This is a genomic window from Microbacterium sp. ACRRU, from assembly GCF_022346945.1.
Lineage (GTDB): Bacteria > Actinomycetota > Actinomycetes > Actinomycetales > Microbacteriaceae > Microbacterium > Microbacterium mcarthurae.
This window is the reverse complement of record NZ_JAKRNI010000007.1, coordinates 61,195-83,151: the sequence shown is the minus strand read 5'-3', so window position 1 is coordinate 83,151 and position 21,957 is coordinate 61,195. Positions and strand designations below refer to the sequence as shown.

General features: G+C 70.2%; 23 protein-coding genes, 1 tRNA gene and 1 pseudogene. 19 read left to right on the top strand and 6 right to left on the bottom strand.

Going from position 1 to position 21,957, the window contains the following annotated elements:
- The first annotated feature begins 1 nt into the window (after position 1).
- From MHY30_RS06090 to MHY30_RS06070, 5 genes are all read left to right on the top strand, one after another.
- A complete protein-coding gene (locus MHY30_RS06090; RefSeq protein WP_239275983.1) occupies positions 2–1,135 on the top strand; it encodes a prephenate dehydrogenase in 1,134 nt (377 codons plus the stop codon).
- Positions 1,128–1,841, top strand: coding sequence for a (d)CMP kinase (gene cmk, locus MHY30_RS06085; protein ID WP_239275982.1), 714 nt, complete (start codon positions 1,128–1,130; stop codon positions 1,839–1,841). Before MHY30_RS06090 ends, cmk begins: the two co-directional genes overlap by 8 nt.
- Positions 1,831–3,354, top strand: a complete 1,524-nt coding sequence (gene der / locus MHY30_RS06080; protein WP_239275981.1) for a ribosome biogenesis GTPase Der — start codon at positions 1,831–1,833, stop codon at positions 3,352–3,354. The genes cmk and der overlap by 11 nt, the downstream gene beginning before the upstream one ends.
- Positions 3,355–3,521: 167 nt before the next feature.
- Complete coding sequence (locus tag MHY30_RS06075; protein WP_239275980.1) at positions 3,522–3,962, top strand: DUF805 domain-containing protein; 441 nt, start codon at positions 3,522–3,524, stop codon at positions 3,960–3,962.
- Positions 3,963–4,162: 200 nt separating this feature from the next.
- The gene (locus MHY30_RS06070; RefSeq protein WP_239275979.1) at positions 4,163–5,065 is read left to right on the top strand and encodes an NUDIX hydrolase; all 903 of its coding nucleotides are present in this window, start codon (positions 4,163–4,165) and stop codon (positions 5,063–5,065) included.
- A 122-nt stretch (positions 5,066–5,187) separates the two neighbouring features.
- Here MHY30_RS06070 and MHY30_RS06065 read toward each other — a convergent pair whose 3' ends face one another.
- Positions 5,188–5,571 (bottom strand): RNA-binding S4 domain-containing protein, encoded by a 384-nt coding sequence (locus MHY30_RS06065; protein WP_239275978.1) that lies wholly within the window; start codon positions 5,569–5,571, stop codon positions 5,188–5,190.
- 39 nt (positions 5,572–5,610) lie between these two features.
- On the bottom strand, positions 5,611–6,189 hold the full coding sequence (locus tag MHY30_RS06060; RefSeq protein ID WP_239275977.1) for a GNAT family N-acetyltransferase: 579 nt from the start codon (positions 6,187–6,189) through the stop codon (positions 5,611–5,613).
- A 210-nt stretch (positions 6,190–6,399) separates the two neighbouring features.
- On the opposite strand from MHY30_RS06060, the gene MHY30_RS06055 reads away from it, so the two are divergent.
- The 3 genes from MHY30_RS06055 (at position 6,400) to MHY30_RS06045 (ending at position 8,391) form a co-directional block, all read left to right on the top strand.
- Positions 6,400–6,473: transfer RNA gene (locus MHY30_RS06055), tRNA-Pro, on the top strand.
- A gap of 204 nt (positions 6,474–6,677) precedes the next feature.
- Complete coding sequence (locus tag MHY30_RS06050; protein WP_239275976.1) at positions 6,678–7,985, top strand: PP2C family protein-serine/threonine phosphatase; 1,308 nt, start codon at positions 6,678–6,680, stop codon at positions 7,983–7,985.
- A 148-nt stretch (positions 7,986–8,133) separates the two neighbouring features.
- Positions 8,134–8,391, top strand: a complete 258-nt coding sequence (locus tag MHY30_RS06045) for a nuclease (protein ID WP_239275975.1) — start codon at positions 8,134–8,136, stop codon at positions 8,389–8,391.
- A gap of 3 nt (positions 8,392–8,394) precedes the next feature.
- Here the strand turns inward: MHY30_RS06045 and MHY30_RS06040 are convergent, their stop codons facing one another.
- Together MHY30_RS06040 and MHY30_RS06035 are read right to left on the bottom strand one after the other, a co-directional pair.
- Complete coding sequence (locus tag MHY30_RS06040) at positions 8,395–8,796, bottom strand: aldehyde dehydrogenase (protein ID WP_239275974.1); 402 nt, start codon at positions 8,794–8,796, stop codon at positions 8,395–8,397.
- 143 nt (positions 8,797–8,939) lie between these two features.
- Positions 8,940–10,013 carry a mechanosensitive ion channel family protein gene (locus tag MHY30_RS06035; RefSeq protein ID WP_239275973.1) on the bottom strand — a complete coding sequence of 358 codons (1,074 nt, stop codon included), beginning with the start codon at positions 10,011–10,013 and terminating at the stop codon, positions 8,940–8,942.
- Between the two features lie 146 nt (positions 10,014–10,159).
- Here MHY30_RS06035 and MHY30_RS06030 point away from each other — a divergent pair, with 146 nt between their 5' ends.
- Together MHY30_RS06030 and MHY30_RS06025 are read left to right on the top strand one after the other, a co-directional pair.
- A complete protein-coding gene (locus MHY30_RS06030) occupies positions 10,160–10,441 on the top strand; it encodes a helix-turn-helix transcriptional regulator (protein WP_239275972.1) in 282 nt (93 codons plus the stop codon).
- The gene (locus MHY30_RS06025; protein WP_275438117.1) at positions 10,438–10,830 is read left to right on the top strand and encodes a VOC family protein; all 393 of its coding nucleotides are present in this window, start codon (positions 10,438–10,440) and stop codon (positions 10,828–10,830) included. The genes MHY30_RS06030 and MHY30_RS06025 overlap by 4 nt, the downstream gene beginning before the upstream one ends.
- A gap of 24 nt (positions 10,831–10,854) precedes the next feature.
- Here the strand turns inward: MHY30_RS06025 and MHY30_RS06020 are convergent, their stop codons facing one another.
- A complete protein-coding gene (locus tag MHY30_RS06020) occupies positions 10,855–11,313 on the bottom strand; it encodes a hotdog domain-containing protein (RefSeq protein ID WP_239275971.1) in 459 nt (152 codons plus the stop codon).
- A 180-nt stretch (positions 11,314–11,493) separates the two neighbouring features.
- Between MHY30_RS06020 and MHY30_RS06015 the strand changes: the two genes are divergently transcribed.
- The 7 genes and pseudogenes from MHY30_RS06015 to MHY30_RS05985 all read left to right on the top strand — a co-directional run bounded on the left by MHY30_RS06015 (position 11,494) and on the right by MHY30_RS05985 (position 18,874).
- The gene (locus MHY30_RS06015) at positions 11,494–12,009 is read left to right on the top strand and encodes a hypothetical protein (protein ID WP_239275970.1); all 516 of its coding nucleotides are present in this window, start codon (positions 11,494–11,496) and stop codon (positions 12,007–12,009) included.
- A 71-nt stretch (positions 12,010–12,080) separates the two neighbouring features.
- The gene (locus MHY30_RS06010) at positions 12,081–12,680 is read left to right on the top strand and encodes a DUF305 domain-containing protein (RefSeq protein WP_239275969.1); all 600 of its coding nucleotides are present in this window, start codon (positions 12,081–12,083) and stop codon (positions 12,678–12,680) included.
- 110 nt (positions 12,681–12,790) lie between these two features.
- Positions 12,791–13,495: a response regulator transcription factor gene (locus MHY30_RS06005; protein WP_239275968.1), complete on the top strand. Its 705-nt coding sequence runs from the start codon at positions 12,791–12,793 to the stop codon at positions 13,493–13,495.
- A pseudogene (locus tag MHY30_RS06000) lies at positions 13,495–14,876 on the top strand (sensor histidine kinase). The gene MHY30_RS06005 and the pseudogene MHY30_RS06000 overlap by 1 nt, the downstream one beginning before the upstream one ends.
- A gap of 63 nt (positions 14,877–14,939) precedes the next feature.
- Positions 14,940–15,650 (top strand): DUF2993 domain-containing protein, encoded by a 711-nt coding sequence (locus MHY30_RS05995; protein WP_239275966.1) that lies wholly within the window; start codon positions 14,940–14,942, stop codon positions 15,648–15,650.
- A gap of 1 nt (position 15,651) precedes the next feature.
- Entirely contained in the window at positions 15,652–17,868 is a 2,217-nt protein-coding gene (locus MHY30_RS05990) for an MMPL family transporter (protein ID WP_239275965.1), read from the top strand.
- A gap of 148 nt (positions 17,869–18,016) precedes the next feature.
- On the top strand, positions 18,017–18,874 hold the full coding sequence (locus MHY30_RS05985) for a CPBP family intramembrane glutamic endopeptidase (RefSeq protein WP_239275964.1): 858 nt from the start codon (positions 18,017–18,019) through the stop codon (positions 18,872–18,874).
- A gap of 6 nt (positions 18,875–18,880) precedes the next feature.
- Here MHY30_RS05985 and MHY30_RS05980 read toward each other — a convergent pair whose 3' ends face one another.
- Positions 18,881–19,321: a DUF2000 domain-containing protein gene (locus MHY30_RS05980; protein ID WP_239275963.1), complete on the bottom strand. Its 441-nt coding sequence runs from the start codon at positions 19,319–19,321 to the stop codon at positions 18,881–18,883.
- A gap of 48 nt (positions 19,322–19,369) precedes the next feature.
- Here MHY30_RS05980 and MHY30_RS05975 point away from each other — a divergent pair, with 48 nt between their 5' ends.
- On the top strand, positions 19,370–20,152 hold the full coding sequence (locus MHY30_RS05975; protein ID WP_239275962.1) for an AraC family transcriptional regulator: 783 nt from the start codon (positions 19,370–19,372) through the stop codon (positions 20,150–20,152).
- A gap of 169 nt (positions 20,153–20,321) precedes the next feature.
- A complete protein-coding gene (locus tag MHY30_RS05970) occupies positions 20,322–21,740 on the top strand; it encodes an HNH endonuclease signature motif containing protein (protein ID WP_239275961.1) in 1,419 nt (472 codons plus the stop codon).
- Positions 21,741–21,957: the final 217 nt, after the last annotated feature.

Sequence of the window (21,957 nt, the reverse complement as noted above, 5' to 3'; positions counted from 1 at the left end):
GATGATCGAACCGAACGGAACGTCCGCGCGCGCGGAGGCGCCGTTGGCGACCCGCACGAGCGGCACGGTGCGCGTCGTCGGCTCCGGCCTCCTCGGAGCGAGCGTCGGGCACGCCCTCACCGCGCTCGGCGTCGACGTCGTCCTCGCCGACACGTCACCGTCGCAGCTGCGCCTCGCGATCGACTACGGCGCGGGGCGTGCGGCCCGTGACGACGACTCCCCGTCGCTCATCGTGGTGGCCGTGCCGCCCGACGTCGTCGCCGACGTCGTGCAGCGGGAGCTGCAGACCTACCCGGATGCCGTGGTCACCGACGTCGCGAGCGTCAAGCTCGAGCCGCTGCGGACGCTGCGTTCGCGCGGCGTCGACCTCACGCACTACATCGGCTCGCACCCGATGGCCGGACGCGAGCGCGGGGGAGCGATCTCCGCCCGCGCCGACATCTTCGTCGGGCGTCCCTGGGTGGTCTGCCGCGACGGTGAGACCTCGGCGCACGACCTGTCCCTGGTGGAAGGGCTCGCCCTCGACCTCGGGGCGACGCTCATCGAGATGACCCCCGAGGAGCACGACGAGTCCGTCGCGCTCATGTCGCACGTTCCCCAGCTGGTCGCGAGCCTCCTGGCGGGGCGGTTCGTGACGGCCCGCGACGGCTCGCTGCGCCTCGCGGGTCAGGGCGTGCGCGACACCACCCGCATCGCGGCATCCGCTCCTGAACTGTGGGTTCAGATCCTCGGCGCCAACGCGGCGCCCGTGGTCGAGGTGCTCGACGAACTCGCCGCCGACCTCAGCGACGTCGCGTCGGCGCTCCGCGACCCCGATGCCCCGGGCGCGCGTCGCGCGGTCGCCGACATGATCCGCCGTGGCAACGAGGGCGTGGAGCGCCTCCCCGGCAAGCACGGACAGAACCGTCGTTTCGACACATTCGTCGTCATGGTCGACGACACCGCCGGTCAGCTCGGCCGCCTCTTCGGCGAGCTCGGCGACCTCGACGTCAACGTCGAAGACCTGCGTCTCGAGCACTCGCCGGGGGCTCCCTTCGGCCTGGCCGAGATCAGCGTCGTCCCCGACGCCGTCCGCCGAGCCGTCGACGGGCTCCAGCAGCGCGGATGGCGGATTGCGAGCACCACCCATGACTGAGCCCCTCACCAAGCCCTCCGCCGACGCTCCCGTCCTCGTCGTCGCGATCGACGGACCCGCCGGCAGCGGCAAGTCGAGCGTCTCGAAGGCCGCGGCGACGCGCCTCGGGTTCGGATTCCTCGACACCGGGGCCGCCTACCGGGCGCTCGCCTGGCACGCGCTCGAGCACGGCAGCGACACCTCCGACGCCACCGCGGTGCTCGAGGTCTTCGGCGACTTCGACTACGCCATCTCGCTCGACCCGGCCGACCGCTGGGTCCGCGTCGGCGGCACCGATGTCACCGCCGCGATCCGCGAACCGCGCGTCACGGATGCCGTGAGCGGCGTGGCCCGCGTGCCCGCCGTGCGGCAGGCCGTGAACGACCTGTTCCGCCGGCTCGTGGCATCCTCGGGTCTGCGCGGTGTCGTGGTCGAGGGCCGCGACATCACCACGGTCGTGTACCCCGACGCGCCGGTGCGGATCCTGCTCACGGCCGCGCCCGAGGTGCGCGCCGCACGCCGGAGCGCCGAGCTGACCTCGCAGGACGCCGCGGCCGTCGCGGCTTCCCTGCACAAGCGGGATGCCGCTGATTCCACCGTCGTCGACTTCCTCAGCGCCGCCCCCGGCGTCGAGGTCGTCGACTCGACGCACCTCGATTTCGAACAGACCGTCGACGCCGTGCTTCACGTCGTCGACTCCACGATGGGAGCCCGCGATGGGCGTTGACGACGAGTACGAAGGCGGGCCCGACCAGCTCGCCGAGAAGATGGCCGACCTCGATGAGGTCTTGGCCGAGCAGCGTGCGGAGGCGCTGCGCGCGGGCCTCGAGGATTTCGACCTCGATGAGGAGGACGCCCAGCTCCTGGCGGGCCTCGCCTCGGGGGAGGACGGCATCGAGTTCCTGCCGGCGTTGCCGGTCGTGGCGATCGTCGGTCGCCCGAACGTCGGCAAGTCGGCGCTGGTGAACCGCATCCTCGGGCGGCGTGAAGCGGTCGTCGAGGACACCCCGGGCGTCACTCGCGACCGCGTGACCTACAAGGCCGAGTGGCTCGATCGCCGGTTCTCGCTGGTCGACACCGGCGGCTGGGAGCCCGACGCCCGCGGCATCGACCGCTCGGTGGCGGCGCAGGCCGAGGTCGCGATCGATCTCGCCGATGTCGTGCTGTTCGTGGTGGATGCCACGGTCGGCGCGACCGCGACCGACGAGCACGTCGTGCGGCTGCTGCGCAAGACCAAGAAGCCCGTGTTCCTCGTGGCCAACAAGGTCGACGACGCCCGCCAGGAACCGGAGGCCGCGGCCCTGTGGAACCTCGGTCTCGGTGAGCCGCACCCCGTCTCGGCCATCCACGGCCGCGGGGTGGCCGATCTCCTCGACGAGCTGATGAAGGTGCTGCCGCAGGTCTCGGCGGTCGCGAAGTACGAGATCGGCGGCCCGCGCCGCGTCGCGATCCTCGGCCGCCCGAACGTCGGGAAATCGTCGCTGCTGAACAAGGCCGCCGGCGAGGAGCGAGTGGTGGTCAACGAGCTCGCCGGCACCACTCGTGACCCCGTGGACGAGGTCGTCGAACTCGGCGGCAAGCTCTGGACGCTCGTCGACACCGCCGGCATCCGACGTCGCGTGCACCTGCAGCAGGGCGCCGACTTCTACGCGTCGCTGCGCACCTCGACGGCCCTGGAGAAGTCTGAGGTCGCCGTCGTCGTGCTCGACGTGTCGCAGCCGATCAGCGTGCAGGACCTCAACATCATCGACCTGGTCCTGGAGTCGGGTCGTGCGCTCGTGCTCGCCTTCAACAAGTGGGACCGTCTGAACGACGACGACATGGAGAACGCCGACCGCCGTCGCTACCTCGAGCGTGAGATCGAGCAGGACCTCGCGCACGTGACGTGGGCGCCGCGCGTGAACATCTCGGCGCGCACCGGCCGCCACCTCGACAAGCTCGTGCCCGCGCTCGAGACGGCGCTAGAGTCGTGGGACCAGCGCATCCCCACGGGCAAGTTCAACGCCTTTCTCGCCGAGCTCGTCGCCGAGCACCCGCACCCGCTGCGTGGCGGGAAGCAGCCGCGCATCCTGTTCGGCACGCAGGCGTCGACGCGGCCGCCGACGTTCGTGCTGTTCACGACCGGGTTCCTCGACCCGGGCTACCGCCGGTTCATCCAGCGCCGCCTGCGCGAGATCTACGGTTTCGAGGGCACCCCGATCGTGCTGAACATGCGCATCCGCGAGAAGCGCCAGCGCTGAGCTGCCCCCTGAACGCCCCGGCCCCGGCCGGGGCGTTCGTCGATCCTCGGGCGGCTCGGCGTGTCATGTTTCCTGAAAGACACCTGAGTGTCGATAGAGTCCACACCGGCGGACCAATCCGGTTCGCCGGAGTGGCATCCCTTTCGATGCCGTGATGGGGGATCATCGTGACCAATTCGCAGACCGCTCCGGCGCTGAGTCAGCCGTACTATGGGGCACCGATCGGTGCCGCGGTGCAGCGCTTCTTCAAGAAGTACGCCACCTTCACCGGCCGTGCCAGCCGCAGCGAGTACTGGTGGTGGGCCCTGGTGCAGGCCGTCGTCTCGTTCGCGTTGACGTTGCTCGCTCTGGCCACGGGCGGACCGACCGTCGACGAGCTCGGCAACCCGACCGCCCCGAGCGGCCTCGGCCTGGTGTTCTTCGTGATCTACCTGCTGTGGGCGCTGGCCACGATCGTGCCGCACCTCGCGCTGACCGTGCGTCGTCTGCACGACACCAACCGCAGTGGGTTCTGGATCTTCATCGCCTTCGTTCCGTTCGTCGGCGGTCTCGTCCTGTTCATCTTCATGCTGCTGCCCTCCAACCCGGAGGGCGCGCGCTTCGACTGACGCGCTGCCGACGCGCCCCGATCCTGCCCGGGTCGGGGCGCGTCCGCGTTCCTGCCCGCCCGGGTAGCGCCGAGACTTCATCGCGCCGACGACTCGCCGGCATCCTGCGCCCCGTTCGTCAGCGCGATGACGTCTCGCGAGATGGCGGGAGGTGACGCGCGGCGCGTCCAGCCGCGCGCGGCTGTGCCAGGCTGGGGAGGATGACGATTCAGCCTCCCGCCCCCGGTGAACCGCGGCGTCCCCACGGGCCCCGCGACCCCGGTGACGCGTGGGTGGTCGCGCCCACCGGCGAGAAGTACTGGGGCCGTTTCGGCGCTGCGGGGCTGCTCGCCGTCGACGCGGACCGCGGTGTGCTGCTGCAGCACCGCGTGTCGTGGAGCCACTTCGGCGACACCTGGGCGCTGCCCGGAGGTGCACGGCACGAGGGCGAATCCGCTCGTGACGGCGCCCTGCGTGAGTCCGCGGAAGAAGCCGGAGTCCCGGTGGATGCCGTGCACCCCCGCTTCGAGAGCGTCCTCGACCTCGGCATCTGGACGTACTCGACGCTCGTCGCCGACGTGACCGTGCCGTTCGAGCCGGTCATCAGCGACCCGGAGAGCGTCGCGCTGGAGTGGGTGCCGATCGACGAGGTGGCATCCCGTCCGCTGCATCCGGGGTTCGCTGCGGCGTGGCCGATGCTGCGCGACGCGCTGCCGGTGCGGCCCGCCGTGGTCGTCGACGTCGCGAACGTCATGGGGTCGGTGCCCGACGGGTGGTGGAACGACCGCGCCGGCGCGGCACAGCGCCTGCTCGCGCGGCTTTCTCAGCTCGCCGTGGAGGGGATGGATGCCGAGCACCTCGGCCTCCCGGCGACGCGCTGGTTCCCGTCGGTAGCGGCGGTGCTTGAGGGGGAAGCCCGCGGGGCGGACGTGGGCTCCGAACACGTGGAGGTGTTCCGTGCGTCCGGGTCGGGCGATGACGAGATCGTCGCCGTGGCGCGGGGATTTTTAGGTCTGCGGAGCCCGGTGATCGTCGTGACCAGCGATCGGGGGCTCGCGGCGCGGGTCGAGGACCTCGGTGCGTCGGTGCACGGGGCGCGGTGGTTGCGGGATCAGCTCGCCTGAGGCGTTCGGGGCGAATTCTGCGGTGCGGCGCCGGGCCTTAGCTTCGTGGTGCCCAGTACCTCCGTTGTGATGGCGGTGGGGACGTGAGTCTGTTCGGCACACCGGCCGTTCGGGGAACGCGGTCAGTCGAGGTCGCGACCGCGGAGCTTCTCGATCTCGCGGCGGTCGCGCTTGGTGGGGCGGCCCGCGCCGCGGTCGCGGACCGGCACGAACGGCATGCTCTCGCGCGGCGGGGGTGGGGGAGTGCGGTCGTCGACCGCCTCGGCCACGAGGGCCGCGCCGACTCGCTTCGCGATCGTCTTCTTCACGACGAGGATGCGATCGAAGCCCTGGATCCTCACGCGCAACTCGTCGCCGGGCCGCACGGGCTGGGCGGCCTTGGCGCGGTCGCCGTTGACGCGCACGTGTCCTGCGCGGCAGGCCGTGGTCGCGGCCGACCGGGTCTTGTAGACACGCACGGCCCACAGCCACGCGTCCACGCGCGCGGTGGTCGTGGCATCCGTCATCGAGGCTCCTTCGGGGAACCTCCATCGTAGGTCGGGGGATCAGTTCCGGAGTGTGAGGGACACGAGGGCGCGATCGGGCTTCGGGCGGTCGACGACGGCGAATCCGGCGTCCTCGAAGACGGCTACCGTGCCGAGGTACAGGTCGTTCACGGGGATCTTCGCGGCCGAGGTATCGCGCGGATACCCCTCGAGGACGCGGGCGCCGCCGTCGCGCGCCGCTTCGACGGCGGCATCCAGCAGGCCCCGCATGAGGCCGCTGCCCCGGTGCGCTTTGCGGATGACGAAACACGTGACCGCCCACACCGTGTCGTCGTCGAGCGGTTCGGTGGTCGAGCCGGTGACGTTGCGGGTGCGGGCGAGTCGGGGCTGCGCCGTGCGGGGCCCGACACGCACCCAGCCGGCGGGCTCGCCGTCGACGTACGCGATGAGCCCGGGTGGGCGGCCGCCGTCGACCTCGGCGCGGAACATCTCGGTGCGCTCGGCGACCGAGGTCTCCTCCCAGGGGCCGTTCGGCAGCAGCCACCACTGGCACTGGCATTCGGGACCGTCTCCGCTGTCGAGCGCGCGCTCGGCGTCGTCGAAGCGTTCGTGGGTGGCGGGGAGGATCTCGATGCTCATGCCGCGACGGTAGCGAGGGGGTCGGACACCGGCAAAGGATGCCGTGCGGCTTGCGGCGCTCGATCGCGCCATGGTGGACGACCGACGCGCCGACCCAGCACTTCGGCGCGATGGAAGGATGCCCTGCGCCCGGCACACGCCCGGGACGGCACCGGTTCGCGGGACGTGCGCGGAGCGGGTAAGATAATCGAGTTGCCCGCTCGCGGGCGACGGGATGTGGCGCAGCTTGGTAGCGCACTTGACTGGGGGTCAAGGGGTCGCAGGTTCAAATCCTGTCATCCCGACAGACGAGGCCCGGACTTCCGCAGAACCGCGGGGTCCGGGCCTCTTGTCGTTTCCTCCTCCTGCTCAGGCGCCACCCTCATTCACCTGCGCCGAGCCACTCCGGCCGTCCCCTCATCCGCCTCCGGACGACACGCGAAACCTTCGCCCGTTCCCCGCACACGGCGGAAACGCCGTGACCGCGTGCGGTCGTGTTGACTGAGGGCATGACGCAGTCGGCGACACGGAATCCCTCCCGGACTGTCAGGGTCGCGCCGCTTCGGCCCTCCGCGGCGCCCGCGGTCTGGGAACCGCTCGTCAAGCAGACCGTCGTCGCGGCCCTGGTCGTCGGGGCGTCTGTCGCGAGTGCGCTCGTGCCGTTCCTGCTCGTCACGAACGAGACGGCCCTGTGGGGCGGCTCCGCTCTCGTGGTCTTCCTCCTCCTGGTGTCGGGGCTCATGGTGCGCTGGCCGGCGTTGCGCCGTCTCGAGATCGCGGTTCCCATCGCCGACTTCGTCGCGATCGGGATGCTGCGCTTCGGTACCGGCGAAAGCCAATCCGTCTTCCTCGCCATCGTGGTGCTTCCCGTGATCTGGATCGCGGCGGGCCGGGAACGGTGGCGGATCGTCGTTCCTCTGCTCGGGGTCTGTCTCACGCTCCTGCTGCCTCTCGCGCTCGCTCCGGGGAGGGGGCTGACGCCCAGCGAATTGGTACGCCTCGTGATCGCCGTGTTGGTGTATGCGACGGTCGGCGCGGTCGTCAACGAGCTGTCGCGGAGGTCGCTCAACAGGCTGACGGCGGCACAGTTGCGCCGCAGGATCGCCGAACGCGAGGTGTCTCAGGCAGCCGCGGTGCAACGCTCCCTTCAGCCCCTCGACGCGTCGGCGCTGCCACCGCAGTTCGCCGTCACGGGGGCGTGCGTTCCCGCGCGCACGGTGGGAGGCGACTTCTTCGACTGGTATGCCACCCCGAGCGGCGGTGCCGCTGTCACTCTCGGCGACGTGATGGGCAAAGGCGTGGGAGCCGGGATGATCGCCGCCGCGGTGCGCACCGTCATCCGCAGCAGCATCGACGCCGACGACCCGGCGGCAGCCTTCCAACGAGCGGCTCAGGGGCTGAGCACGGGTTCGCCCGGAGAGGGCACCGACCAGTTCACGACGTGCTTCCACGCCCGGATCGACGCGGACGGATTTCTCCGCTGGGCGGATGCGGGCCACGGCCTCACTCTCCTCCGACGCGCCGACGGAGAGACGACCTTCCTGCGTTCGACGCATCTGCCCATCGGCTTGGGAGTCTCGTGGTCGAGCGACGCGGTCCGTCTCGCGCCCGGCGACAGTGTCATCGCCGTCAGTGATGGGGTGCTGGATCTGTTCGGCGGATCGTTGGATTCGATCGAGCGCTACCGGCAGTTCATCGTGGAACGGGCCGACATCGAAGCCATCGTCGACGACGTCATCGTCCGCGCGGCCGAGACGGAACAAGAGGATGACGTCACGGTCCTCGCACTCACGTGGGGGTCGACCCCGGCTCCGTGACGCCGGGGCGCCCGCGGCCGCTCCCGCGCGACGCACCCGAGTGTGTCGTGGGATGCCGTGGTGTTACGCCCCGCTACGCCGCCCGGCACCCCGTGTGATGGCATCCCGTACCTTCGTGTCATCCCACTCCACGAAGGCAGGTGAAGCCATGTCCCGCACGATCTCGTCGACAGTCCACCCGATCCAGCGCTGCATGGCCGCAGCCCATCCGTCCGCGTGGTGGGACGGCCTGGTGACGCACGTGGACGGCGCCGAAGCGACCATTGCGCTGCTGGACGGCACGGTCGTCCGCGTGCACATCGTCGGACCCGCGGCCGACATCGCGGCGGGGGAGCCGGTCGGCTACCACCCGGTCGCGGAGCTCCTCAGCGCGTCGGCCGTGCTCACGACCGCGCGCGCCGTCTGAACCTCAGACGGTCATCGAGGCCATCAGGGCCTCGCACTTCATGACCATGTCGTCGCAGGCCATCGCGCAGTAGCGGCACATCTCGTCCATGTCGGCGTGCATGCGACACTCGGCGGCGCACGCCTTGCCCATGGTCATGCAGGCCGTCATCATGGCCTTCATCACGTCCATGTCCATGCCGGCGGGGCGCATCATCATGTGCATGGTCGCCTGAGCCATCTCGACCATGTTCGAGCACAGGGCGCAGCACTTCGCCATCTCCGCGCCGTGCATCATGTCGCTGCCGGCGCACATCGCCGCCGCCATCGCGCACGCGTTCATCGACTGCAGGCACTCCTGCATGGCATCCATGTCCATGCTCATCTCGCCCATCGGCATGGACTTCATCATCATGGTCGTGTCCATCGGGGTCTCCCGTGTTCTCGTTCTGACAGAGGGGCCGGATGCCGCGCAGGGCTCCGGTGTACGCGCATGCTACGCCTCGGGTGCGTGTGCGCGAGAGGGTTGCCGAGAGACGTGATCACCGGATCACGCCGGGGTAGACGGGGTCACCGGACGACGGCCGCCTCGATCGGCCGCTCGTCGATCTGCACCCGCTGCAGGGGGAGGGCTTCGGGATGCGCGGTGCGCACCCACTCGGCGAGCTTCTCGCGCACCAGGCACCGCAGGTCCCACAGGCGGCCGGAGTCGTCGGCGCTCACGAGAACGCGCACCTGGAGCAGGCCACCGACGGCGTCGGTCACCTGGACCCCGTGCGCGGCGCGGTCCCACAGTTCGGTCTCGCCGAGGATCCTCTCGAGCTCGCTCCGCATCGAATCGACGGGAATGCGCCAGTCCAGGTCGAAGAAGACGGTGCCGAGGAGCGCGCGCCCGAGCTTGGTCCAGTTCTCGAACGGGTTCGTCGTGAAGTACGTGCACGGCAGGACGAGGGTCCGCTGATCCCATAGCTCGAGCACGACGTAGCTGAGCGTGATCTCCTGGATGCGGCCGTACTCGCCCTCCACCACGACGACGTCGCCCACGCGAATCGCCTCGCTGAAGGCGAGTTGCACGCCCGCGAACAGGTTGCTCAGCACCGACTGCGCGGCCAGACCCGCGACGATCGAAGCGATACCCGCCGAGGCCAGCACGCTCGCGCCGACGGCCCGCACGGCATCGAACGTCATGAGGATTCCGCCTGCCGCGACGACGACGATGACCACGATCACCAGGCGTCGCACGATCTCCAGCTGGGTGCGGATCTTGCGCGCCGAGAACGTGTCGCTCTCGGCGAGCTTGTAGCGCTGACTCCCGCTGTCGACGAAGAACAGGAAGAGCTGGGCGAGCAACCACGCCCCCGCGATGATGACCAGGATGCCGAAGAGGTGCTGCAGCCCGCCGCGGAGGTCATCGCTGATCGGAAGAGCGGACATCGACACCGTGACGGCGAGAATTAGCAGCGCAATGCGGAACGGCCAGCGCACCCGGTCGCTGAGCCGCGCCGCCCACCTCTTCCTGCGGCCGATGAGGGCGAGCGAGACGCTCACGACGATCATGATCGCGATCACCACACCCACCGCGACGCCGGCGACGATGGCGAATCCGGTCCAGCTCTGCCAGTTCTGCTCGATCTCTTCGGTCACGCGTGTCCTTCCGGGTTCGGTTCGTCCACGGTAGAGGCAGGGGCCGGGGGGAGAGCAAATGCGCGAGCGCGATATCGCGGCACGCGAACGCAGTCGGTCCGCGCGGGGTATTGATATGCAAGCAGATACTTGCCTATGCTCGCCCTGTGGGAGACGTCTACCAGGCCCTCGCCGACGCGACGCGGCGGCTCATCCTCGATGAGCTGTCCGAGCGCGACGGACAGAGCCTGTTCGAGCTGTGCAGCCGTCTGGCGATGCGGCACGGCGTCGCATCGTCGCGGCAGGCGATCTCCCAGCACATCGCCGTCCTCGAGGATGCCGGACTCGTCAGATCACACCGCTCGGGACGAACGAAGATTCACCACCTGCACACAGAGCCTCTCGGCGACATCGTCGCGCGATGGGTGAGACCAGAGGAGACATCATGAGCATCCGCATCACCACGACCAGTGTCTTCGTCGACGACCAGGCCAAGGCGCTGACGTTCTATACGGACACACTCGGCTTCGTCGTGAAGAACGACGTGCCGATCGGTGAGCACCGATGGCTGACGGTCGTGGGGCCCGAAGATCTCGACGGCGTCGAGCTGCTCCTCGAACCCGACGAGCACCCCGCGGCCAAGACCTATGCCGCGGCGCTCGCCGCCGATGGCATCCCGGCTGCGTCTTTCGGCGTCGACGATGTGAGGGCGACCCATGCGCGACTGATCGCCGAGGGTGTGCGATTCACTCAGGAACCGACGTCGATGGGCCCCGTGGTCACGGCCGTCCTCGACGACACCTGCGGCAACCTCATCCAGATCGCAAGCCCCGCCTGAGTCGAGGCGTAGCGACCGGTGTGCTCAATCGAGCCGGATGCTCCCGGTCGCCGGGTGCTCGCGCGGCATCCGGTCGCGGTCGTACGTGATGTCGGTGTATCCGTGCGGCTTCGGCTTGCCGTCTTCGTCGACGCTGACGAACACGATCCGCTCGATGGTGAGGATCCGCTTGCGCGTGATCATGTTGCGCACAACGGCGCGCATCGTGAGCGACGTACGCCCGAAATGCGTCGCGGTCAGGCCCATCTCGATCAGGTCGCCCTGCAGAGCGGATGCCTCGAAGTTGATCTCCGAGATGAGTTTCGTGACCACGCGGTAGTTGCCGAGCTGAATGATCGCGTAGATCGCCGCTTCCTCGTCGATCCAGCGCAGCAGACTGCCACCGAAAAGGGTGCCGTTGGCATTGAGGTCCTCGGGTTTGACCCACTTGCGCGTGTGGAAGTTGATGCCGTCTTCGGAGGGATGCCACTGCGGATGCGTCACGCGGGCAACGCTACCCCCGTCCTCGGGTCATGGCAGGGCGCGATAGGAGGACGATCCCGGGCGGAGGGAACGACCTTGCGGAGCGTCCATGGTCACGGCGGTCCCGCCGATGCCGAGGGCGACAGCCCGCGCGGCCCGACGGCGCCCGCGGCGTCGTTACCCTGGTGAAGGGAGGCCGGGATGTCGTTACTCGCCATCGCTGAGGATGTGCGCGCCGCGCGAACGCGGCGATTCTCCCTGCTCGCCGGGTTTCTGATCGCGGCGGCGATCACCGTCGGGCTCCTGTCCATGCATGTGCTGAACACCCACGGGACGATCGCCGGACATCACGGGACCGTCGCCGGACATCACGCGACCGTCGCCGGCGACCACGGAGACCACGGAACCGGGGCCGTCGCCCCCGACCATGGCGAGAGGGCGCAGGACCCCCGATCCGTCGACGCGGCGGTCGATGTCCGACCCCTCGAAGCGACGGCGGGCCCCGTGTGCGCCGGGTGTCCGTCAGATTCGTCGACGGCATGGATGGCGTGCGTCCTGGGACTGCTCGTCACGGTCATCGCGATGGTGGTGGTCGGAGCACGTTCCCGTCACCGAGACGACCTCGCTATCGTGAGCGCGGCTCTCGCTCGGCGGCGCTTGGTGCTTCGCTCTTTGCCGCCCCCTTCCCTCACCACTCTCTGCATCAGTCGTACGTGAGTGCTGCCCCGTCCCGACGGAAGGCACTGCACACGGCCCGCTCGGCGGGCACAACGACAGAAACGAGAGAGATGAAGAAGCGCTTCGCGGCCACGGCCGCACTTTCCCTGACGGCGATCCTCACCCTGGCGGGGTGTTCCGGCACAGGGGGATCCGGCTCCATGCCCGGCATGGACCACGGCTCGGGAGCCACCACGACGCAGAGCCCCGCGGCGGATGCCTCGGATGCCGACGTGATGTTCGTCATGATGATGATTCCGCACCACCAGCAGGCCGTGGAGATGTCGGACACGCTCCTGTCCAAGAGCGGTGTCGACGAGCGCGTCGTCGCCCTGGCAGAGCAGATCAAGGCCGCACAGCAGCCAGAGATCGATCGGATGGAGGGCTGGCTGCGCGACTGGGGGATGTCCATGGACGGTATGGGCGACATGGAGCACGGGGGCGGCATGATGTCGGCTTCCGACATGGAGGCACTCGAAGCCGCCGAGGGCCTCGATGCTTCCCGGCTGTTTCTGGAGCAGATGATCGAGCATCACCGCGGCGCCGTCGAAATGGCGCATGACGAGGTGAACGAGGGACAGAACACCGACGTCGTCGATCTGGCCCGCACGATCGTCGAATCGCAGGTGGAGGAGATCGCCACGATGGAGGATCTCCTGGCCACCATGTGAGGAGGCGGGGTCGGGCGTTGGCGCCCGACCCCGCAGCGGCGGGACCGGGCGTGCCGCACTCGCGGCCGGGTGGCGGTACTCGTCCTGGTCGCGCCCCTAGCATCGAGGTCATGGCCGCGCGCAAGAACGACGATGCACCCACGCGGGTGCTCGTCGTCGATGACGATGAGGGCATTCGCGTCCTGCTGGCGTCGGTCCTCGCCGCGCCCGGTCGAACTGTGGCGAGCGCAGCGACCGGTGCGGAGGCACTGCGCCTGGCTCGTGCGGACGAATACGACGCCATCCTGCTCGACCGGGTGCTGCCCGACGTCGACGCGGTGCAGATCGTCACGGCACTTCGGGCGGCGGCGCCGTCGGCCGCGATCGTGATGCTCAGCGCCGTCGACGACGTCGAGGCGCGAGTCGCCGGACTTCGACTCGGAGCCGACGACTTCTTGACCAAGCCGTTCCACGTGTCCGAAGTGCTCGCCCGCATCGATGCGGTGCGGCGCCGGGGGACACCGGCCGGCGACCCCGACGTCCTGCGCTATGCCGACCTCGAACTCGACCTTGCCGGCCAGCGCGTCCGCCGCGGCGGTGAGATCGTGCCCCTGACCCCGACCGAACTGCGCCTGCTGCGATTCCTGCTCGAGAACGCCGAGCGTGTCCTCTCGCGCGGTCAATTGCTCGACCACGTGTGGCGCTACGACTTCGGCGGCAGCGGTGAGGTCGTGGAGAAGGCCGTCTCCACGCTGCGCCGAAAAGTGGATGCCGGGCGTCAGCCGCTCATCCAGACCGTGCGGGGCTTCGGTTACTGCCTGCGCGTGGAGCCGTGATGACCGCGGTCGGGCGTCCCTCGATGGTGCGGACGCTGCGTCGTCGCATCCTCGTGGTCGTCGCCGTCGCCGGGGTCGTCCTCGCGATAGCGAGCGTCCTGGGCGTCCGCCTGATCACCCTGCGCACCGCAGAGACACACGTGCGTGTGACGGCGCAGACCGTGACCACGTGGCCGCGAGTCGGGCAGGACGGCCTCGTCATCGATGATGCGCAACTGCGGGCCGCCAACGTCGGATCGACGGTGGTGGCGCTCTTGGACGCCGAGGGTGACCTGGTCGCCGCGTCAGCGGATACCGCGACGCCCTTCGAGGACCTCGCACGGGTTGCGGGCTCCTTGAGTGGCGAGGAGACGGCCCGTGCCGAGATCGCCGGCCGCAGCGTGATGTTCGCGCGCGTCGACCTTCCCCCCGGCACGGCGTACGACGACGGAGCGACGACGCCTGTCGCGACGGCGTTGGTCGGTGTGGGGATGGAGGCAGCCGACCGCCTGGTGACCGCGCTCGCGCTGGCCGCCCTGGCTGTGTTGGCGGTCGTCCTGGTGCTGGCGGGAGTGGTCGTGACGCTGGTGGTCTCACGCACGACGCGGTCGCTGACAGTGCTCGTCGACCGCGTCGAGCGGTCGGATCTGGCCGCGCTCGCCGTCTCGCCCGCCGGGGAGTTCGGCGAGACCGAGAGCGTGGCCCGCGCGATCGAACGGCTGGACGGCCGACGGGATGCCACGGAGCGTCGGCTGCGCACGTTCGTCGCCGACGCGTCGCATGAGCTGCGGACGCCCCTGACGAAGATCCAGGGCTGGGCCCAGCTGCACTTCCAGCGTCCCGACGATGCCGAAACGACCGAGCGGGCGTTCGGCAGTGTCTCGGAAGAATCGGAGCGGATGCGCGTCCTGGTCGACCGTCTGGCCCAGCTCGCGCGCAGTGAGGCGACGTCGCCCGTGCGCGATCGGGTCGACCTGCTCGAGGCGTGTCGGGCCGCCGTCGAAGATGCGGCGCTTCTCGCACCCGATGCCGCCGTGGCGCTCGTGGCGGACGGTCCCGTCGCGGTCGACGGCGACCCGCACGCGCTCGCCCAGCTCGTCCGCAACCTCGTCGGGAACGCCCTCCGGCATGCCGGCGCCGACGCGTCGATCACGCTCGACGTGCACCGGGCGGGTGACGTTGCGGTCCTCGTCGTCGACGACGACGGCGTCGGAATGCCCCCCGACCTGCGCGACCATGCGTTCGAGCGGTTCGTCACGGGGACCGCACGGCGGGCAGCGGTCTGGGGCTCGCGATCGTCGAAGCGATCGTCATCGCGCACGGGGGCGATGTCACGCTGGAATCGGAACCGGGGGCCGGAACGCGCGTGACAGTGCGTCTGCCGTCCGCGGCATCCGGCTGATTCGTCAGCCGATCGTCAGGACAGCGTCCGATTCCCGAGAGGTCTGTCCGCTGGCATGGGGGCATGGTCTCGAAACGTGCCGGAGCCTGGATCTGGACCGGCGCCGCTGTTGCGCTCGTCTCGGTGTCAGGTCTCGTCGTCGGGGAGGTCGTCGCGCGTGAGCAGCTCACCGCGCGTACGGCGTCCGTGAGCGGCTCCCTCCCGGGCGTCTCGATCGCACCCGTCGACGGCCTCGCCCTCGGGCAGCTGATCTCGGGGTCGATCGCGGTGCGCGTCACCGTGACGGATGCGGCGCTGGACGCCGTCGCGCGGTGCCGCACGGACCAGGACCTGACGGTCCGCACCGTCGCGGGCGGAGTCCTGGTATCGGTGGAACGCTCGCTCCGTGGTGCTCCCGTGACGGTCGAGGTGCTGCTCGTGGCGCAGCACGACGGGGCGGGATGGCGCCTCGTGGCGGACTCCGTGAGCGCGGCCGGCATCTCTCTCCCCGCGGAGCGAGCCCTCTCCCTGCTCTCCGGCAGAGGAGGGGAGGGCGCCGACGTTGCCGAGCGTCTGCTGGATGGCATCCCCCTCGCGCTGCCCGGAGTCCGGGTGAGCGATGTCGAGTTCCGCTCGGGGGCTGTCGAGCTCTCCGCCGGCCTGCCGCTCACACGTGACGACGACGGCGCGACAGCCGGCAACGGGTTCGCGGCGGTACGCGAATGCCTGGACCCGTCGGCATCCCCCGAGGTTTCCGATCCCCCTCCCTCCGAACCCTCCGACCAGGAAGGCTGACATGAAACGCCTCATCTCCTCCCTCGCGCGGGTGTGCGCGCGCCGCCGCTGGCTGACGATCGCTGCGTGGGTCATCGCGGTCGGTGCGCTGTTCGGAAGCGCTTACCTCGTCGGCCCGGCTCTGCAGGACGATCTCGAGGTCACCGGATCAGACAGCCAGGCCGCAGCAGATCTTCTCGAAGCAGCAGATCCGGGCGCGGGGGAGGACCCCGCGCCCACCAGCCGCATCGTTCTGGCGGGGCCCGATCTCTCCGCGCAGGAGAACGTCGTGCAGGACGTGATCGACCGTCTCGAAGCCGCGACAGGAGAGTCGGTAGCGAACCCGTTGACCGACCCCGTCACGGCGACGCGCGCCGGCACCCTCGCCGAGGGTGGCGACGCGCTCATGCTGACGGTCGTGGGTGACCCGAAGGAACAGGGACGCGTGTGGCAACAGGATGTGGATGCGGCGCTCGATCCCGCCCGCTCCGCGGGGCTCGAGGTGGGGATCGGCGCCCCGCTGGGAACGCAACTCGATCGCGCGGGCAGCGTGAACAGCGAACTCGTCGGTGTGATCGCTGCCCTGATCGTCCTGTTCGTCGCCCTCGGTTCCGCCCTCGCCGCGCTCGCACCTGTTGCGACCGGCATCATTGCGGTCGCAGGCGGGGTCGGGTCCATCTGGCTGCTGAGTCACGGGTACACGATCTCCGAGAGCGCCGTGACCCTCGCGATCATGATCGGGCTCGGCGTGGGCATCGACTACACCCTGTTCCTCCTGTCGCGGTTCCGTACAGCGCTGAAGGAGGGGCTGCCCCCGGTCGAGGCCGCGGCCACGACCGGACACACGGCGGGGGAGGCCGCGGCGATGGCGGGGGTCACCGTGGCCATCTGCGCGATGGGCCTCGCAATCTCCGGCGTGGAGTTCGTGGCCTGGCTCGGGTACGCCACGGCGATCGTGGTGGTCGTGGCCGTCGCGGCGACCCTCACCCTCACGCCAGCGGTGCTGGCCGCGATCGGGTACCGGGCGCTCGCCCGTCGCGACCGCATCGCGGTGTCTCCCGCGTCGGTCGGGACGGTGGGGGAAGGGCACGCCGCCGCCCGCGGGGGAGCCGTCGCTGACGCAGACGCCGGTGCCCCTGCCGCGCGTCGCGGCGCGTGGGAGCGTCTGGCGCCGCGACTCACGCGGCATCCGGTCATCGCGGGTGTGTCGGCAGCCGCCGTGCTCGTCGTCCTGGCACTGCCGGCATTCGCTCTGCAATTCGGGCAGTCGAGCGCGGGCGACGCGCTTCCCGGCTCGAACCAGCGCGTGTCCTTCGACCTGACGGCCGAATACTGGGGGGCGGGGGAGAACGCAACTCTGCTGCTCGTGGCCGAGGGGGGCGAAGAGTCGCTCGCGGACTGGCAAGAGCTCGCCGCCGACATCGCCGGCCGCGACGACGTCGCTGCGGTGTCGCCTCCCGTGCCGCGCGACGGCATCGTCTCGATGCAGGTGACGCCCACGACCGGCCCGAGCGACACGCGGACCGCGGAGCTGGTTTCGGCGCTGCGGGCAGAGGTCGTCCCCGCGTCGAACGTCGACGCGCACGTGGGCGGCGCGGTGGCGACGCGCACCGACCTGAGCGAACGCATCTCCGAGCGGCTGCCGTGGCTCATCGGTACCGTCGTCGCCTTATCGATGGTGCTCGTGGCCTTCACGTTCCGCTCGATCCTGCTGCCCATCAAGGCGGCCGTCTGCAACCTCCTTTCCATCGCCGCCGCTTTCGGCGTACTGGTGTGGGTGTTCCAAGAGGGGCATGGCGTCGAGCTGCTCGGCCTGGATGGCCCGATGCCTCTCGACCCCTACGTGCCCATGATGTTGTTCGCCGTTCTGTTCGGGCTTTCCATGGACTACGAGGTGTTCCTCCTCACCTCGATGCGGCAGGCGTGGCTGCGCGGCGGAGATGCGCGCACGGCGACGACGCGCGGCCTCGCCGAGACGGGAGGGGTGATCTCGGCGGCAGCCATCATCATGATCGCCGTCTTCCTGAGCTTCACCTTCAGCACGAACCCGGTCATCAAGGTGTTCGGTGTCGGACTCGCCGTCGCCGTCTTCGTGGATGCCACCGTCATCCGGCTGCTGTTCGTCCCCGCTGTGATGACCTTGCTCGGCCGAGCGGCCTGGTGGTGGCCCGGTCATCGGCGGGTACCGGGTCCGCGGCGTCAGCCGAGCGCGACACCTCGCCCGATCGCGAGGCGGTGACGCACTCGCCACCGGGGGCGATGAGCCCGCCTGCCGGCCGTGATCGCCGCCCGCGAGGTCTTTGGTCCCACCCGTGACGGGCGTCTTCCCGATATCACGGAGGTGCACGGGACGCCGCGCCCGCACTCCGCCGAAGGAAGGTCTCGATATGTCATCGCCCTCGACCGTCGTCGCCCGTCGCGGCGGCATCACGGTGTTTCTTTTGGTCGCGTTCGCCGTCACGTGGGCGATCTGGGCGCCGATCCTCATCGCTGCCCAGGCCGGCGGTCTGGGGGCGATGCCGTGGACGTTCTTCCTCGCATCCTTCGGTCCCCTCTGCGGTGCGGTCGCTGCCGCCTGGTGGGAGGACGGGTGGCGCGGAGTCGCCGCGTGGGCGCGCCGAACCTTCTCGGTACGTTTCCCCGGCGTGTGGTGGATCGCGGGAGTCGGGATGCCGCTGGCCTACCTCGCGATCGCGTGGCTGACGGTGCTCCTCGTCACGGGCGGATGGCCGGATGCGGCGGGGTTCGGGCTGACCGAGAAGCTGCCGGGGTTGGCGTGGCCGGCCGTGGCTCTCGTGTGGGTGCTGACCTTCGGGCTCGGCGAAGAGGCGGGGTGGCGAGGGTGGCTCCTCCCGGCCCTGTCGCAGAGGATGCCGGTGTTCTGGGCGGCGCTCGTCGTCGCCGCGGTGTGGATCGCGTGGCACGCGCCCGCGTTCTTCTTCAACCCGACCTACATGGCGATGGGCGCCGGGATCGTCGGCTGGATGCTCGCGCTCGTGTGCGGGTCCTACCTCTTGGCCTGGATGACGGTGGGAGCGCGGTGGAGCATCGTGCCCGTGCTGCTGTGGCACGCGGGGTTCGATCTGCTCACGGCCGCGGACCAGTCCGCGGGAATCATCGCCTCGACCATCAGCGCCATCGTCATGGTCCAGGGGGTCCTGTGCGCGTGGCTGTTGTGGCGTCGTGGGCGGCGCCCCCGCATCGACTCGCGCGCCGGGCGCGAGGGGGCCGCAGCGCCGGTGTGATGCCCATCAGGCGTGGAACACCGCTCCCTTCACGATCCGGTCGACGACGTTGCGCGGTCCGCGCAGCGCGATCCCGACCAGATCCAGCGCCTCGGATGCCACGGCCGCGACTGCTGCGCGATTGGCGGTGTCGTGCGGGGTGCCGAACAGGTCACGCGTGTAGATCGCCAGCGCGACATCGTCGCGGGCCGACGCCTTGGCGCGGGCGCGACCGAGCAGACCGGCGTTCGCGGTCATGACGAGAACCGGCTGCCGGAGCATCGCCAGGTACCGCACGCCGTCGGCATCAACGTAGGGCTCGCCGACGAGGTCGGGTTCACTCGTCGCTATCCCCGACAGCAGGAATGCGGTGACGTTCAATTCCTGCCACGGCGCGAGGCCCTCTCCGAGGACGACGACGATCTTGGTGTCGAATACGGGCGCGGGGGTGGGGGTGTCTGCGGTCATTCGTCCAGCATCGATCGGGCGCGGAGGGGCGTCTTGTACGTTTCTTGCATGGGCGATCGTGTCCGTGCCTGGCACCCTGACGTGCCCCTGCTGCGCGAGGTCTATCACGCCAGTTTCGATCACGCCTACCCGCTGCACGCGCACGACGATTGGGCGGTCATGCTGGTCGACAGCGGTGCGGTGACGTATTCCCTCGACGGATCGGCGCATCACGCCGCTCCCTCGGCGCTCACACTGCTGCCGCCGGGAATTCCGCACGACGGGCGATCGGCCGTCCGTGGCGAGCGGTATCGCAAGAGGGTTCTCTACGTGCGGCCCGACTGGCTTCCCGGAGGCGTGGCCGAATTCGTTGCGCGCCGACCCACGCTCACCGACGCATTCTCGCTGGCGGCGGCACGTCGCATCCACTCCGTCCTGCGCCATCCCGGTGAGGCGATGGCCGCGGAGCACGCCCTGCTCGCCGTGCGGGAGTCTGTGCTGGCGCACGTCGGCCGCTCCGCTGCGACACCCCGTGATGCGCCCCTGGCTCGGCGCCTGCGTCGATTGCTCGACGACCGGTTCGCCGAGTCGTTCACGATCGCGTCGGCGGCGCGGGACCTCGGCGCCCACCCGAGCCACCTCGTGCGCGTCTTCTCGCAGACGTATGGGATCGCGCCTTACCGCTACCTCGTGACCCGGCGGGTCGGCGCGGCACGGAGATTGCTCCTGGAAGGAGGCCGCCCCGCCGACGTCGCCGCGCGTACCGGGTTCCACGACCAGGCGCACCTCACACGGCACTTCCGGCGGGTGCTGGGTGTGACTCCGGCGCTGTTCGCGGCGGCGAGTCGCTGACCGGCCGAGATCGCTCTCCCGGGAGTGGACGCGGATGCCGGGAGAGCGCGGGGCGGTCACCGGCGCGGTTCGGCTGCGCCTCTCCTCCCCAAGCGGTTGAACTCGGGGGTTGTCCCCGTTCGCCCCCTCGAGCGCCGGAAATGTCGGAGGCCCTCGCTAGCATGCAGACATGCACTTCGCGAACCCCGAGCCGCCATTCCGCGGCGGCGACGACGACCTCGCGTCGGTGCTGAGCGAGATGCTCGTGGCTGACGCCGAGCTGGCCGCCGCCGAGGCTCGCCGGGTTCGCGCACTGGCTCGCGCCGGGCATCTCGCGTTCTCCGCGATGGCCGGTCAGCGCGCGTCGTCGAAAGCCGCAGAGATGGCGTTGCGCGAGGTGGCATCCGAGATCGCTGCGGCTGAGCACCTCTCGGATCGCTCTGTGCAGGCGCAGATCGGCCGCGCGGTCGAGCTCGTCGACGATTACCCGGCGACGCTCGCCGCGTGGGAGGCGGGGGCGATATCTCGCGCGCACGTGGGCGCGATCGTGGATGCCGGCCGCCCGGTGCCCGCAGAGAAGCGCGGCGAGTTCGATGTGCTCGCCGTCGCCACTGCCGAGGGCCTCAGCCCCGGACGTCTGCGGACCCGTCTCGCATCCTTGGCCGAACGGCTGCAACCGACGACGATCAGCGAGCGGCACCGGGCGGGACGCGCAACGCGGAACGTGAGAGTGGTGCCGGGCGAGAACGGGATGTCCGACCTCATCGCGACCCTGCCGGCCGTGTTGGCGCAGGGAATCTACGACCGTCTGACCCAGCAGAGCCGCGCGCTCATCGATTCTCGGACTCCCGCGGCCCCGGTGCCGACGCCGCGGGAGGGTGCTCGCCAGGAGACCGGTACAGCCGTCGGCGACGGGGCGGTCGTGCCCCCGGGGGGTGAGGCGCCCGACGGCGTCGACGTGCGCACCGTCGACCAGGTGCGCGCCGACATCCTCGCCGACCTCCTGCTCACGGCGGCACCCGAGGCCGATCCGACCCGCCGCGATGACGGCCCCGGCACGCTGGGGGCCATTCGAGCGCGAGTGCAAGTCGTGGTCCCGGCCCTGACCATGCTCCAGACCCAGGGCGAGAACCTCGACCCCGCCACACTCGTCGGGCACGGTCCCATCGGGGCGGAGACCGCGCGGGCGATCGCCGACTCGACGTCGGTGCCGTGGGATCGCGTCATCACACACCCGGTCACCGGAGCGGTGCTGCACGTCGACACGTATCAGCGCACCGCCGCGATCGACCGCCACCTGCGCGCCCGCGACCGGCACTGCCGGTGGCCCGGATGCACCGCTCCCGCCGTCCGGTGCGAGGTCGATCACACCCACGACGCCGCGCTCGGCGGCCCGACCGCCGTCGGCAACCTCAGCCACCTCTGTCAGAGGCACCACACGCAGAAACAGTTCACCCGATGGCGGGTGAGACAGCTCACCGGGGGAGTGCTCGAGTGGACCTCGCCGACGGGAAGGGTCTACGTCGATGAACCGCTCCCGTACTCGCCGGCCGTGCGGTTCGTCGCCGATCCGTCACCCCCGCCCCGTGCTGAATCCGCTCCGTTCTGAGTTCCGTCGCGTCCTCATCCGGCCAATCTGCTCCGCCCCGCTTCGCCCTGCCCCGAGTCGTCCCGGCAGGCGCTGATCTCGCCCTGCCCCGCTTCGCCCTGCCCCGTCCCGTCCCGTCGGAGGGTGCTCGGACTCCCGCGAGGCTGCGGCGCCCTCGCGACCCCGGAACGGCAGCCGGGCCCGCCGTAGCATGGGCATTCCGCTTGCCTGAAAGGAA